A 12272-nucleotide genomic window follows, 5' to 3' on the forward strand; every position below is an offset into this window, starting at 1 on the left:
GATTGATCAATTACGTATGCATATTGCTAGGGATTTATTACCAAGATTTCCGAATCATGCTGTTGATTTATTAACAGCTTTCTTAGATTTACATCCCAAGACTTTGAATATAGTAGATGATAGTAATGGAGTAATTGGGGATGTTTTTATTAAGGCTTATGCTGATTTAGCAAATGCTTATGCGACAATAACTACCTCTTTAGACGATATGATAGAGCTAGTATTTAATCGTTTTATGAATAATGATTATGCTGTTTATGATTATATAATTTCTAATTTTAAGACTATATTAGGTGATGAAGGCTTAAAGTCGCTAGGGCAGAAGCTAAAGCGCGTTTACAACTTAAAAAATACGATGAGAATAAGCATTGGCTTAAAACAGATAGCTGACTGCCAGGACGATGTTGATGCTCATGTAGCTGCCTGTTCATTTAATGCAACACCGTCTCTGCCCATGAACATTTAGAAATTGCTGAACGTTTTATCAAGCACTGGAAGGGGCAGGAGACAATAGAATGGCTAGATTCCATAGATTTACCTCGTATCCATTCGTGGCAGAACAAAAGAAAAGCTTTAAAAATAGAAGCTTTGAGGTTATGTGGCAAGTATCAAGAAGCACAAACCGAAAGACTACGCTGGTTTGAAGAAACTTTAAGTCCTAGAGTTTACAAAGAAATTGTTAAATATGCAGAAGTAGATTTTATTGGATCATTTCATAAGGTTGCTATTCAAAAGACACTAGAGTATTATGATCCGTATGCAGCTATTGCATTTTTGGTGGATATTCAAGAATTTGAACCCCTAGCAATATTAGTACATTCAAAGAGTAGTGATTTGGACGGCAGCAATTACAATATTTTGCGTCCTGCAGCAGATGTACTGCATAAGGTAGATCCGATTGCTGCTACTTTATTGTATCGGAAAATGATACAACCTATTTTAGCAAGCACTAAATCCAAATATTATAGTTATGCAGCTAAAGATATAGTTACGTGTGGGATCTTAGGTAATGAAATTACTGATTGGAAACAATATCAAAATCATGAAACTTATTTTCTAGAATTATCAACACAACATAAACGCAAAACCAGTTTTTGGGCAGGATACCAAACTGCTATAGCTGAACAAAAGCAAAAAGAGGCAAAAATACTAAAAGATAAATCTTGATGGTAATAATATTATATATTAATTATGGACTGAGATGTAACAGTTAATATTTGATCTGAATGATCTCTTATGTTAAATTACTAGCCTTGATCACAACTACTTTAAAAGATTAGATATGTCTAAGAAACCTCCTAAGGGAAATATTATACCATTTGCTAATAAGAATAAAAAAGATGATATGATGGATATATTAAGCAGGTCGCGCCCCCGTATTGCAGCTTAGCATGAATAGTCTATAATCCTCAAACAGTAATAAGAGAGAATTATAGTTAAGGAGTTATGACAAGAATATATGTTAAGTGTAGATCAAGAATAGATGTTAAGTGTAGATATTATAACGACACAGAAAAAGTAGTAAAGGCGGGATATTCAATTTCAAAACAACAGAGATATCAATGCAAGCAGTGTAATCGATATTTTTAACTGTAATATATTAATAATGCCTCTAAGCCTGGAGTCAAGGCTCAGATAGTAGATATGTCAATCAATGGCTCTGGAGTTAGGGATACAGTAAGAGTATTAAAAGTGGGTATCAATACGGTTATCCGTGTTTTAAAAAAATCTAGCGTTAAAAAAGATAAATCATTCTATCAATACGATAGAAGTAATTATTGCTCCTGAAATAGATGAACAATGGTCTTATGTACAGAATAAATCCAAACAAAGATGGCTTTGATATTCTTTGGATAAGATTTTGTTAAAAGTAGTTGCTTATACTTTTGGTACAAGATGTGATAGCACATCAGAATCATTACTGAAAAAAACCGGAGGATTTTAAGGTTACTTTTTACTTTACAGATGGATAGGGAAGTTATGCTAGGTTATTAGATCCCAAAAAACACATTGTTAGTAAAAAATATACTCAACGGATAGAACGGGGTAACTTAAATCTTAGAACAAGATGCAAAAGACTGACACGTAAAACAATTTGTTTTTCCAAGTCATTGGAATATTTCAGGCTTGCTCTATAACTTATTTCAATAACATACTGGGATATATGTTAGTAGTGAACTTAGTACTGTGTTTCTTTAACTTAATTCCTATACCTCCATTAGATGGTAGCATCCTCTATATGAGCAGTATTCTTCATAAGAATCAAGAGTTTGCACAGAAACTCACGTGGTTTTGTTCCGGTATATTATTGTATATTATAGTGTTTTTACCTTTAACAGGAGATAATATTATTGCAAGATATATGCAATGGTGTATTAATGCACTATTATCGCTGTTTTACTAATGGTTATATCTACTTATTAGTTTTCAACTTCTGTTGATGACATACTAAATTAGTATTAGATATCTCATCACTTAAAATACCATAATCAATTTTTGTATGCCATATATATTGCTGTGCAGCATAACGTACGCCACTACCTGCAACAACATTGCTGAATATAATGACATTCTTATCTAAGTTTATTAATGCAATATTATTAATATCATTATTCAAATACTGTACATTTAAATTTCTACCATTTTCACATTGATAATCTATAGATTCATATTGAAATGCAGCTTTATTAATTTCAGGGATTTCAACAACTCTTGTGGTATTGCATGATATGCATAAAATGCTTGTGAGCAAAATGAAACTAATTTGGCGCATGTTCTTCTTGATTTATTTAATATTCTACAATGTATTCTAATTTAGTATTAGATAAACTGCATTACTTTATTTAAGCAATGCAGTTGCGGATACAGTGATCGATACTGTGCTTGTACTCGGCTCTGCAGACGGCATCATAGCAGCGTCAGACATAACGCTTAAAACGGGCATCGCATTTCTGTATATTGGCATTGGAGGCTGCAATCCTAATCCAGTATCAATATTTATCACAGTAAATCTGCTATATTCTTGACCAAGAGCTTTTGCTACTTGTGTGGCCTGCTTCTTTAGTTTTGCAATAGCAGATTCAATCATAGCATTTCTTGTAACATCTCTTTTATCATTAGATAATATATAACTTAGGTTTTGTATTAATAAGCCTTCACTTTGCAATTGCCCGACTACTAATAATAACGCTTCAGGCGATTTACTTTGTAACGATAATATTTGAGTGCCACGCCATTTCTTTGTCTTTACTTTCTTCTCTTTATTACTGGTATTTTGCTCTTCATTATATTGATAGATATCATATTGTCCTGTAGAGACGCTAATATCCGGTTGTTTAGCTATCTTTATTGCTTTAGCCATTATAAGATTAATCTCATTTTGCACAGATCTTGGATCGAGCCCCTCCTTCTCTATACGTACACTTGACATAAGTAAATCTTCCTGCACATCCATTTTCTCAGTCACAGAGATATTAAGATATGAAGAATCGTCATGCTTTTTTTGGGCATCTTGATTCTGACCAGCAATGGTTTGGAACGAAAATAATATAAATACTATCGTTATAAAATTTTTATAAAATTTATTTTTCATAATATATTTAAACCTAAATTAAAAAGTTAATTAATGATCATCAGATCAGTTTTGCCATTTCATCTTTAGTTTTGATATTGGTGTAAAATACTACGCTTGACCTGACAGACAATGATTGATTAAGCAGCAAGAGAGCTGTCAGATAAGTAAGAATTAATAGACTTATCTTGGGCAATTTTGATGTTATCCTTGAAAGTTTACATAGGGGTTTTGTCATCATAAAACTTTCCAGAAGGGTATCACTTTGATCTAGAGTCTTTTTAAATCTATTTCTTTTTTGTCATTTTGTCCATCAGATTGTCAGGATCTTTAACTTTTCCCACTAAATTATTTAGAGTATCGCACAAGAGCAATAAAAAAGTAGTTGCAGATAAGCGTAGTGGTAAGCCGGATCAAAATAATAATCCAGAGGTTTATGATGCTATAGAAACAAAGATTAAACAGATGAGTTCAAAAGAGATGCTACAATTTTTGAATAGAGATGAAATACAACCATCAGGGATTAGTGGTAAGGGCAATGTTAAGATTAATAGTGTTAATCTTAAAGACCAGATAAAGAATATGGATTCAAAACAGATATTAGAGTTTTTAAATCGAAATAGCTTAGAGAGATCTAAAAACGATAGCTTGGAAAGTAGTAAGATTCAGGATAAGCGGGATAAGCAAGATACGGCGATAAATGTAGAGAATAAAATTAAACATATGAATTCAGCTGAGATATTACAGTTTTTAAATACAGATGATTTATCGAATAAAAAAATAGTTGAGGCAAGTGAGCTTACAACGAAAGGTAAAGTAGCTGTGGAAAGGAAAGAAGCTGTCTCATGGGTTTCGACTATCACGCAAAGTAAGAGTAATGACAGAGGCAGATAAATAATCAGTATTCTTGGTAATAATCATGCATAGCACTAATAGGGTTAAACGTGGCAGATTTATAACGTTTGAAGGGCACCGTCAAGTTAAGTAAGATAGAGTCAAAAGGAGCTATATTTTTAGATTTCAGGCAGCAAGAAGTCTTTGAGTAGCTTCATCCCAAACGTCTTTAGCGGATGTAAATGCAATTCTTTGCTCGGGTGCCTTTTTATTATATCTACCAACATCTACAGCAAATATATTTCTAACCTTGCTCATCAGTGATAATGTACATTGTGCTGGGTTAGGATGCTTGAATTTAATCAGTATCCTCTCTTTTTGCCTAGTTGGCTGATGAGCATTCTCAACGCGGTTATTTAGTCTCTTATGAGTGCGATACTTAGTTTTAGGGCACATAAGCTTAACAGGTTTAATGTAACTCCTTAGCTTATCAGTAACAATTACTCTTGGAGAAGGATAATTACCCAGTAATCTTGATAAAAACCTAATATCTGACTTCTTGTTACGACGCTTCTGCAACAATACTTCTAACTCATACCCCTCAGAATCAACAGCTCTCCATAATATGAATACTTCACCTTTGATCTCGATGTTCATCTCATCTAAATGCCATTTATCAGTTGGCTTCCGCCCTCTCTTCCTGATGACATCTTGAAAATAAACTGCAAATTTATTGCACCAAAATCTTACAGTCTCATGACTCAAAATAATACCTCGATATGCCATCTGTTCTTGAACATCTCGGTAGCTCTATTAAAACGATGATATAACCATACTACATGACTGATAATACTTGCTGGAAAACGATGTCTCTTCGGGGCTTGAGTAATATGCATAGCGGTATAATTTAGAAAAAAATGGTTATTGCTATTCTATAAATCATTCTTTGCATTTGCTCGATACTTAATTTACATCTCTTTTAACTTGACGGTGCCGATGAATGAGGAAGTTATGCTAGGTTATTAGATCCCAAAAAACACATTGTTAATAAAAAATATACTCAACGGATAGAACGGGGTAACTTAAATCTTAGAACAAGATGCAAAAGACTGACACGTAAAACAATTTGTTTTTCCAAGTCATTGGATATTCATGATAAAGTCATCGGAACTCTTATTGAACGTATAGCCTTTTAATATCCACATCTGTAAAATGGAGGTGCGGCCGGAATGACATTGAAGCTATAAGACAAACCCGTTAACCCTGCGTAATAGCCGCTACTTCATCGGCAAAGTTTTTTTCTTCGTGTTCTATACCTTCACCAAGTTCGTATCTAATAAATTTGGTGATTTTAATTTCTGCACCCAGTTCTTTTTCAGCATTTTTAATTACTTCCGCAACGATAAGTTTAGGCTCAAATAAGAAATTTTGCTGAAGCAATACAACTTCAGAGAAGAATTTACGTATTCTACCCTCTACCATTTTTTCTATAATATTATCAGGCTTCCCTTCTTCTTTAGATTTCTCAAAGAATACTTTTCTCTCACGCTCCACGAGCGCTTGATCCAAACTTGAATCATCTATACTTTGCGGGTTATTTCCTGCTACATGAACAGCAATTTGTTTAGCTAAAGCTTCTAGTTTTGCTTTATCTTTTGCATTAGACGCAAGACCTACTAATACAGAAATTTTTCCTAGATTTGGGACAACTTCATTATGCACGTACGAGCCTATCACTCCTTCGGATATCTCTAATATATCCATACGACGTAATGTTAAATTTTCACCGATTGTAGCGATATTTTCTATAATATCTTCTTCAACTGATTTACCGTTTGGCATTTTAGATGTTTTTAGCGTGTCTATAGTTTTTGCAATTACTGCAAGATTTGCAATATTCTTAACTAAATCCTGGAACTGCTCATTTCTAGCAACAAAATCCGTTTCGGAATTTACCTCAACTACTACTCCGGTAAGCCCATCAACTTTTGCAGCCGTTAAGCCTTCAGAAGCCGTGCGACCGGCTTTCTTTGCAGCAGCAGCTAAACCTTTCTTACGAAGAAGATCTACAGCTTCTTCAAAATTGTCTTCTGTTTCTATTAATGCCTTTTTGCAGTCCATCATACCTGCGCCAGTTTTTTCTCTTAATTCTTTAACTGCTGCTGCACTTATATTTACTTCACTCATATTTTACTCCTCTCTTTAGTTCGTTATATTTGGTTTGTGGTGTATAACTAGGAAAACACTCTCGATGTCATTCCTGCGAAAGCAGGAATCCAGTACTTTAAAGCTTTTTAAAGGCTCGATTTCTCTCGCTTTATCCCTAAGATTCCCGCCTGCGCGGGAATGACATCAAGTATGTTTGTTCAATCCACGCAACAACATTTATGCGTTTTCAGAATTTTTATTTTCATCAGCATCATTTAGTGCTTGCTCAAATTCTGTATTTGTCTCTTCATCAATATTTTTTGTTTTAGAGAATTTTTTAGCTTGTTTTAATTTAGAAACATTTTTAGAAGTGAACGCCCTATCAGTATGTTCCTGCATAGCACCCATATCAACTCCTGAAGCTTTCATTGATTCTTCAAGCCCTTGTAATGCCGCATCCGCAAATAAGCTACAATAAAGCCTTATTGATCTTATAGAATCATCATTACCTGGAACCGGATAATCCACATTATCAGGATTAGAATTAGTATCGACTACTGCAACTATAGGAACATTAAGCTTTACCGCTTCATTAATTGCGATATGCTCTTTATTAGTATCGATAACTACTAGGAGATCAGGTTTAGAATTAAGATTTCTAATACCAGCAAGAGATAGAAGCAATTTATCTTTCTTACGGCTCATATCAAGTATTTCTTTCTTAGTATAACCGGTGCGAGCTTCTTCACTTTCCAAGGTTTTTTCTAGCTTTTCTAGTTTTTCTATTGAACCCGCAATAGTTTTCCAGTTAGTTAGCATACCGCCGAGCCATCTATGATTTACGTAATATTGCCCACATTTTTCGGCATATTCCGCTATAATATCACTTGCCTGTATTTTAGTACTTACAAATAATACTTTACCGTCTTTTTTTACGGTTTCATATATTGTATTCAAAGCGACACCCATTAAAGCAGCACTTTGTCTTAAATCGATTATATGAACATCATCACGTTCACCATATATATAAGACGCCATTTTAGGATTCCAGCGTGAAGTCTTGTGACCGAAATGCACGCCGGCATCTAATAATTCTTTAACGTTAACAGATGGTATTTTTGACATTTTTAAATTCTCCTAATTGTTAGTTTATACCTCCGTAAGATGCTCATTCTAATGAACTAACATATATCTTACGTGTGAATTTGCTTAAATCACAAGCATACAAATTATATGTGCATAATGCGTAATTTACAAGCTTTTATTCTTTTCGCCAAAGAGTAGTACCGTCAGGTTTATCTTCTAAAATTATTTTTTCTTCTAATAATCGGTTACGAATTTGATCAGCAAGCTCCCAGTTTCTTTGTTTTTTTGCTTCTAAACGATCATTTATAAGTTCATTTATATAGGGTTCATTCATACCACCATTAAACCATTCACGTGCGGTCTTATTCATTAAACCAATAAAATTAGCACAAGTAATAAGAGCAGAGGCGTTAAGCTGCCTTTCTTCTTCAGTTGTAGAAGTAAATACCATTTTAGCGTAGTCGTTAATTATTTTAACTGCTAGGGGTGTATTCATATCATCAAGTAAGATTTGCATAAAATCCGACGGTAAATCTATTTTTTGCACATTAATATTTTCTATAGCTCTATACCAATAATCTAAAGTTTTCTTAGCATCTTCTATAGCTTTATTGTTATAATCAAGAGGACGTCTATAATGGCTACTTAATAAGAGTAACCTTACTACTTCTCCTTGAATTTTTTTATCCATTAAATCCCTAACGGTAGTAAAATTACCAAGAGATTTACTCATTTTTTCACCATTAACCGTTAGAAATCCGTTATGTACCCAATATTTTGCATAAGTAGAACTGGGAAAAGCACATCTACTTTGAGCAATCTCATTAGTATGATGCGGAAAGATTAAATCTGCTCCACCACCATGAATATCAAAATTCTCGCCTAAATATTTATAGCTCATAGCTGAACATTCAATATGCCATCCAGGACGACCAAGTCCCCAAGGGCTTTCAAAATTTATATTTGCGGATCCATTTGACTTTGCCGGTTTCCATAATACAAAATCCTGCGGATGTTTCTTAGTTTTACTATTTTCTACACGTACTCCTTCGAACATTTCCTCTAAATTTCTGTTAGATAATTCTGTATAATTCTGGGCCGACAAAACATCAAAATATATATGATTATCAGCAATATATGCATGCTTTCTTACTATTAATCTTTCTATTACTTCAATCATTACATCAATATGCTCTGTAGCTTTCGGCTCAATATTCGGTAGCATGCAACCTAAATATGCCATATTTGTATGAAACTCTTGCGTAACTTTATTAGTCAGCTCATTAATAGTAATGCCAAGTAGTTCAGCTCTATCGATAATTTTATCGTCAACATCCGTAATGTTACGTACATATTTTACTGCTTTACTGCTAAATATTTTTATAAGTATACGATAAAGTAAATCATATACTACTACCGACCTACTGTTGCCTATATGGGGACTATCATAAACAGTCGGTCCGCATACATACATTTTTACATTAGCCTGATCTTGAGGATTAAAAACCTCTTTAGTACGGCTAAGAGTGTTGTATAAGTGAAATTGCATTTGCATATTTTATTTACCAAAAACTGAATTACTAGTGTATACGATATATTAATTACACTTTGGCTAAAAAATTCATTAGTTAGCAAATATTAGTAATTAGTAGTTTATATAAATTAACAAATATTATATAGTGCGCCTTGTTTATATTTAAAAAAATAATGACTCATCGAGGTTCTAATGAATTTACAAAGCTTCAATTCAAAAAAATATGTTTTAACTTTTTTCATGTCAACATGTTTGTTGACTAGTAGCTTTTTAAGTACAGGTGCTAGAGCGGCAACAACGGGAGTTAATTTTAGTGATTTAGTTAGACAAGTACCAAAATGGAAGGGGCAAACAGTATCATGGGAGCTTTACCCTACAGAAAAAAACAAGGAGAATGGAGAAATAACGGGTTAGTTCCTAGTTTTTATCAAGCAGCTTAAGATCTTGGAATAACGAGTTATAATGCTAAGAATTTAGGAGATAAAAATAAGTCAACACGAGACAGGGTCAAAAGAGATAAAGTTAGGGTAGAATTATGTATTTAAGAAATAAGAGAGTAGGACTTTATTAAAAATAAAGAAACATGTATTAAACAAAATAGGCTTTCACATTTGAAGAAGCGATACAGGATTTTGCTATAGACTATAATCCTAAAAAGATAGTAGGTAAAAGTCAAAAAGTTCGCCATATAGAAAAAGAAAAAAGCAAAAATAGGTACATATACTACACAAGTAAAAAGCAATATTATGACTAATAAGAGAAAAGAATATGTAGATCAGAATGTTTTACCTGAACCGCAAGAAGTAATGAAAGAATTTGCTCTAAATAAAGGTGAAATGAATCTTTATATCAAGCAAATAGAAGATTTAATGATGACAAATCAATCCACTAATAACCAAAACACACATCAAAATCTTTCTTCAAAGATAAAAACTTTTGGTCGAGAAAGAGATACAAAACAACAATCTTCTGATGATATACAAGATGCACAAAATTCTAATAATACCAATCAAACATCTTCTAGAAAGATTTTTGATACAGCACAAAATGTAAATAATTCAAAAAATACTGGGGATACTACGAAAAAGACTTCTAGAACTCCTATGATGCAGCTATAGTTTTCCAGAAAGTTAATAATAGACGATATTAACAGTAGGGATAAAAATGCCGGATATAGAGCCAAAGATATATCCAGCTGAATTTAAAGAATCAGCGATTAGATTAGCTATTGAGTCTAAGCAACCTTTTGCTCAAACAGCTAGAGAACTAGGAATTACGAAGTATAGTCTATATAATTGGGTTAATAAACATTCAAAACTCAAGGAAGTAATGAGATATGAAGAACATCTGTATGATGAATTAAGGAGATTGAAGAAGAACTAGATAGAGTAACACAAGAACGTGATCTATTAAAAAGGCTGCCGCGTACTTTGCAAAAGAATCCCAATAAGGTACGCATGGATAAAGGAAAACAGAGGTAATTTTTCCATTTCTGCTATGTGTAAATTTATGAAAGTATCACGTAATGGTTATTATGAATGGTTAAATAATCTTGGATGTAATAGGGTTAAAGAAGGTAATGAATTAACAAACAGAATTGAAATTATCTTTAAAGAAGGTAGAGGTAATTATGGAACTAGACCTATTAAAAAGGAACTATCACGGCAAGATATAACTGCTAGTAGGAGACGCATTGCAAGACTAATAAAAGAAGCTAATTTGCTATGTAAAACTAAACGTAAATTTAAAGCCATTACTGACTCTAATCATAATAAGCAAATTGCTCCTAATTTATTAAATAGAGAGTTTACAGTTTATGCTGCTAATTGTTATTGGGTTGGAGACATAACCTATGTGCCAACTGGTGAAGGCTGGCTATATTTAGCAACTGTTATTGATCTATTTTCTAGAAAAATTATAGGATGGTCTATGAGTAATAACATGAGAGCTGATTTGGTTAATAATGCTTTATTAATGGCAATATGGCAACGTAAACCAGCAAAAGGGCTTATTTGGCATACTGATAGAGGTAGTCAATATTGTTCTGATAGTCATTTAAAAATTATAAAACAACATGGTATCAAACAGAGTATGGGTCGTAAAGGAAATTGCTTGGATAATGCTGTTGCTGAAAGTTTCTTTCATACTATTGTCAACAGCGGTCGAAAAATGATACATAATTTTAATATATACTGTTTGAAAATTGATACAGTATAATAAGAAATCATTTGATATTTAAGTCATAAGATTATCCTCCTGTTTATTAATCACCTCTATTGATACAAGACCAGCTTTCTTTTTATTTCTAAGTCTGAAACTATCCCCTTTAATATTGAGTATCGTGGAATGATGGAGCAGACGATCTAAGATAGCAGCTGTAGGAGCACTATCCTGAGCAAGATTATTGTGCCATTGTCCAAATGGAAGATTACTTGTAAGAATTATACTATCTTTCTCATAACGCTTTGCTATAACCTGAAATAATGGATTAGCTTGTTCCTGTTTTAATGGCAGATACCCAAATTCGTCTACTATGAGTAATTTGTATGGAAGGATGACTTTTTTAAGTATAGCGCCTAGATTTCCCTGATTTAGTCCTGCATTAAGTACGAGCATTAAATCCGCAGCTGTTATAAATTTAGTCTTGATTCCACATTGCGTAGCTGCATAACCAAGGGCAATAGCTATATGTGTTTTTCCTACTCCAGAAGGATCAAGCAAAATAATGTTTTCTTGTCTTTCTACAAAAGATAGGGAACTTAGATTTTCCAGAACCTTGCGTTTGACTCCTGTAGCAAAATCATAGTCAAAATCATCCAGCGTTTTTATAGCAGGAAAGTCTGTCATTCTTGTGAGTATTGATTTACTCCTATTTTGTCGCGCCAACAACTCTGTTTTTAATATTGACTCAAGGAAATCCGTATAACTTGAGTCTTCTTTACTAGAGGACTGTGCGATATCAAAATAATTTTCAGCTACCTGAACAAGATTTAATGAGTGGCACATCTCTGCTATACGTTGGTGCTGCAGGTTCATAATGCCTCCAATATATTTTGAGCCACGCCCCCCGTATTGCAGCTTAGCATGAATAGTCTATAA

The 12272-nt window shown here is 33.3% G+C and carries 19 protein-coding genes; 12 read left to right on the forward strand and 7 right to left on the reverse strand.

The genetic code is table 11. From position 1 onward, the window contains the following. Window positions 1–16: 16 nt before the first annotated feature. The 6 genes from AAGD46_RS08120 (at window position 17) to AAGD46_RS08135 (ending at window position 2404) form a co-directional block, all read left to right on the forward strand. A complete protein-coding gene (locus tag AAGD46_RS08120; RefSeq protein WP_341787256.1) occupies window positions 17–466 on the forward strand; it encodes a DUF6880 family protein in 450 nt (149 codons plus the stop codon). A 44-nt stretch (window positions 467–510) separates the two neighbouring features. Continuing rightward, the gene (locus tag AAGD46_RS08125; protein ID WP_341787952.1) at window positions 511–1167 is read left to right on the forward strand and encodes a DUF6880 family protein; all 657 of its coding nucleotides are present in this window, start codon (window positions 511–513) and stop codon (window positions 1165–1167) included. 477 nt (window positions 1168–1644) lie between these two features. Beyond that, window positions 1645–1788 carry an IS1-like element transposase gene (locus AAGD46_RS09860; protein WP_341786690.1) on the forward strand — a complete coding sequence of 48 codons (144 nt, stop codon included), beginning with the start codon at window positions 1645–1647 and terminating at the stop codon, window positions 1786–1788. A gap of 1 nt (window position 1789) precedes the next feature. Continuing rightward, complete coding sequence (locus AAGD46_RS09865; RefSeq protein ID WP_410525952.1) at window positions 1790–1843, forward strand: hypothetical protein; 54 nt, start codon at window positions 1790–1792, stop codon at window positions 1841–1843. 166 nt (window positions 1844–2009) lie between these two features. Next, entirely contained in the window at window positions 2010–2138 is a 129-nt protein-coding gene (locus AAGD46_RS09870; RefSeq protein WP_410525997.1) for an IS1 family transposase, read from the forward strand. 26 nt (window positions 2139–2164) lie between these two features. After that, window positions 2165–2404 carry a hypothetical protein gene (locus AAGD46_RS08135; RefSeq protein ID WP_341787257.1) on the forward strand — a complete coding sequence of 80 codons (240 nt, stop codon included), beginning with the start codon at window positions 2165–2167 and terminating at the stop codon, window positions 2402–2404. Between the two features lie 9 nt (window positions 2405–2413). On the opposite strand, the gene AAGD46_RS08140 is transcribed toward AAGD46_RS08135, so the two are convergent. Together AAGD46_RS08140 and AAGD46_RS08145 are read right to left on the reverse strand one after the other, a co-directional pair. After that, window positions 2414–2752: an MliC family protein gene (locus AAGD46_RS08140; protein ID WP_341787259.1), complete on the reverse strand. Its 339-nt coding sequence runs from the start codon at window positions 2750–2752 to the stop codon at window positions 2414–2416. A gap of 87 nt (window positions 2753–2839) precedes the next feature. Next, the gene (locus AAGD46_RS08145) at window positions 2840–3592 is read right to left on the reverse strand and encodes an SIMPL domain-containing protein (protein WP_341787260.1); all 753 of its coding nucleotides are present in this window, start codon (window positions 3590–3592) and stop codon (window positions 2840–2842) included. 297 nt (window positions 3593–3889) lie between these two features. Here AAGD46_RS08145 and AAGD46_RS08150 point away from each other — a divergent pair, with 297 nt between their 5' ends. After that, the gene (locus AAGD46_RS08150; protein ID WP_341787261.1) at window positions 3890–4465 is read left to right on the forward strand and encodes a hypothetical protein; all 576 of its coding nucleotides are present in this window, start codon (window positions 3890–3892) and stop codon (window positions 4463–4465) included. Between the two features lie 126 nt (window positions 4466–4591). Here AAGD46_RS08150 and AAGD46_RS08155 read toward each other — a convergent pair whose 3' ends face one another. Continuing rightward, window positions 4592–5191, reverse strand: coding sequence for an IS6 family transposase (locus AAGD46_RS08155; RefSeq protein ID WP_341787262.1), 600 nt, complete (start codon window positions 5189–5191; stop codon window positions 4592–4594). 254 nt (window positions 5192–5445) lie between these two features. On the opposite strand from AAGD46_RS08155, the gene AAGD46_RS08160 reads away from it, so the two are divergent. Continuing rightward, window positions 5446–5601, forward strand: a complete 156-nt coding sequence (locus tag AAGD46_RS08160) for an IS1 family transposase (protein ID WP_410525998.1) — start codon at window positions 5446–5448, stop codon at window positions 5599–5601. Window positions 5602–5662: 61 nt separating this feature from the next. On the opposite strand, the gene tsf is transcribed toward AAGD46_RS08160, so the two are convergent. The 3 genes from tsf to cysS all read right to left on the reverse strand — a co-directional run bounded on the left by tsf (window position 5663) and on the right by cysS (window position 9188). After that, window positions 5663–6592: a translation elongation factor Ts gene (tsf, locus tag AAGD46_RS08165; RefSeq protein WP_341787263.1), complete on the reverse strand. Its 930-nt coding sequence runs from the start codon at window positions 6590–6592 to the stop codon at window positions 5663–5665. A gap of 198 nt (window positions 6593–6790) precedes the next feature. After that, the gene (gene rpsB, locus AAGD46_RS08170; RefSeq protein WP_341787264.1) at window positions 6791–7678 is read right to left on the reverse strand and encodes a 30S ribosomal protein S2; all 888 of its coding nucleotides are present in this window, start codon (window positions 7676–7678) and stop codon (window positions 6791–6793) included. Window positions 7679–7814: 136 nt separating this feature from the next. After that, on the reverse strand, window positions 7815–9188 hold the full coding sequence (gene cysS / locus AAGD46_RS08175) for a cysteine--tRNA ligase (RefSeq protein ID WP_341787265.1): 1374 nt from the start codon (window positions 9186–9188) through the stop codon (window positions 7815–7817). A gap of 225 nt (window positions 9189–9413) precedes the next feature. Between cysS and AAGD46_RS08180 the strand changes: the two genes are divergently transcribed. From AAGD46_RS08180 to AAGD46_RS08195, 4 genes are all read left to right on the forward strand, one after another. Next, window positions 9414–9587 (forward strand): hypothetical protein, encoded by a 174-nt coding sequence (locus AAGD46_RS08180; RefSeq protein WP_341787266.1) that lies wholly within the window; start codon window positions 9414–9416, stop codon window positions 9585–9587. A 332-nt stretch (window positions 9588–9919) separates the two neighbouring features. After that, window positions 9920–10291 carry a hypothetical protein gene (locus AAGD46_RS08185; protein ID WP_341787267.1) on the forward strand — a complete coding sequence of 124 codons (372 nt, stop codon included), beginning with the start codon at window positions 9920–9922 and terminating at the stop codon, window positions 10289–10291. 46 nt (window positions 10292–10337) lie between these two features. Further along, on the forward strand, window positions 10338–10556 hold the full coding sequence (locus tag AAGD46_RS08190; RefSeq protein ID WP_341786903.1) for a transposase: 219 nt from the start codon (window positions 10338–10340) through the stop codon (window positions 10554–10556). Between the two features lie 105 nt (window positions 10557–10661). After that, window positions 10662–11390 (forward strand): IS3 family transposase, encoded by a 729-nt coding sequence (locus AAGD46_RS08195; protein ID WP_341787953.1) that lies wholly within the window; start codon window positions 10662–10664, stop codon window positions 11388–11390. A gap of 18 nt (window positions 11391–11408) precedes the next feature. On the opposite strand, the gene istB is transcribed toward AAGD46_RS08195, so the two are convergent. Continuing rightward, window positions 11409–12209, reverse strand: coding sequence for an IS21-like element helper ATPase IstB (gene istB / locus AAGD46_RS08200; RefSeq protein WP_341787268.1), 801 nt, complete (start codon window positions 12207–12209; stop codon window positions 11409–11411). Window positions 12210–12272 lie beyond the last annotated feature (63 nt).

The organism is Rickettsia endosymbiont of Cantharis rufa (assembly GCF_964026445.1).
Classification (GTDB): Bacteria; Pseudomonadota; Alphaproteobacteria; order Rickettsiales; family Rickettsiaceae; genus Rickettsia.

Coding starts and splice junctions, on each gene's coding strand:
- AAGD46_RS08145 (WP_341787260.1), bottom strand. CDS start 3,592: ATGAAAAATAAATTTTATAAAAATTTTATAACGATAGTATTTATATTA.
- AAGD46_RS09860 (WP_341786690.1), top strand. CDS start 1,645: ATGTCAATCAATGGCTCTGGAGTTAGGGATACAGTAAGAGTATTAAAA.
- tsf (WP_341787263.1), bottom strand. CDS start 6,592: ATGAGTGAAGTAAATATAAGTGCAGCAGCAGTTAAAGAATTAAGAGAA.
- cysS (WP_341787265.1), bottom strand. CDS start 9,188: ATGCAATTTCACTTATACAACACTCTTAGCCGTACTAAAGAGGTTTTT.
- AAGD46_RS08155 (WP_341787262.1), bottom strand. CDS start 5,191: ATGGCATATCGAGGTATTATTTTGAGTCATGAGACTGTAAGATTTTGG.
- AAGD46_RS08190 (WP_341786903.1), top strand. CDS start 10,338: ATGCCGGATATAGAGCCAAAGATATATCCAGCTGAATTTAAAGAATCA.
- AAGD46_RS08180 (WP_341787266.1), top strand. CDS start 9,414: ATGTCAACATGTTTGTTGACTAGTAGCTTTTTAAGTACAGGTGCTAGA.
- istB (WP_341787268.1), bottom strand. CDS start 12,209: ATGAACCTGCAGCACCAACGTATAGCAGAGATGTGCCACTCATTAAAT.
- AAGD46_RS08135 (WP_341787257.1), top strand. CDS start 2,165: ATGTTAGTAGTGAACTTAGTACTGTGTTTCTTTAACTTAATTCCTATA.
- AAGD46_RS08120 (WP_341787256.1), top strand. CDS start 17: ATGCATATTGCTAGGGATTTATTACCAAGATTTCCGAATCATGCTGTT.
- rpsB (WP_341787264.1), bottom strand. CDS start 7,678: ATGTCAAAAATACCATCTGTTAACGTTAAAGAATTATTAGATGCCGGC.
- AAGD46_RS08185 (WP_341787267.1), top strand. CDS start 9,920: ATGACTAATAAGAGAAAAGAATATGTAGATCAGAATGTTTTACCTGAA.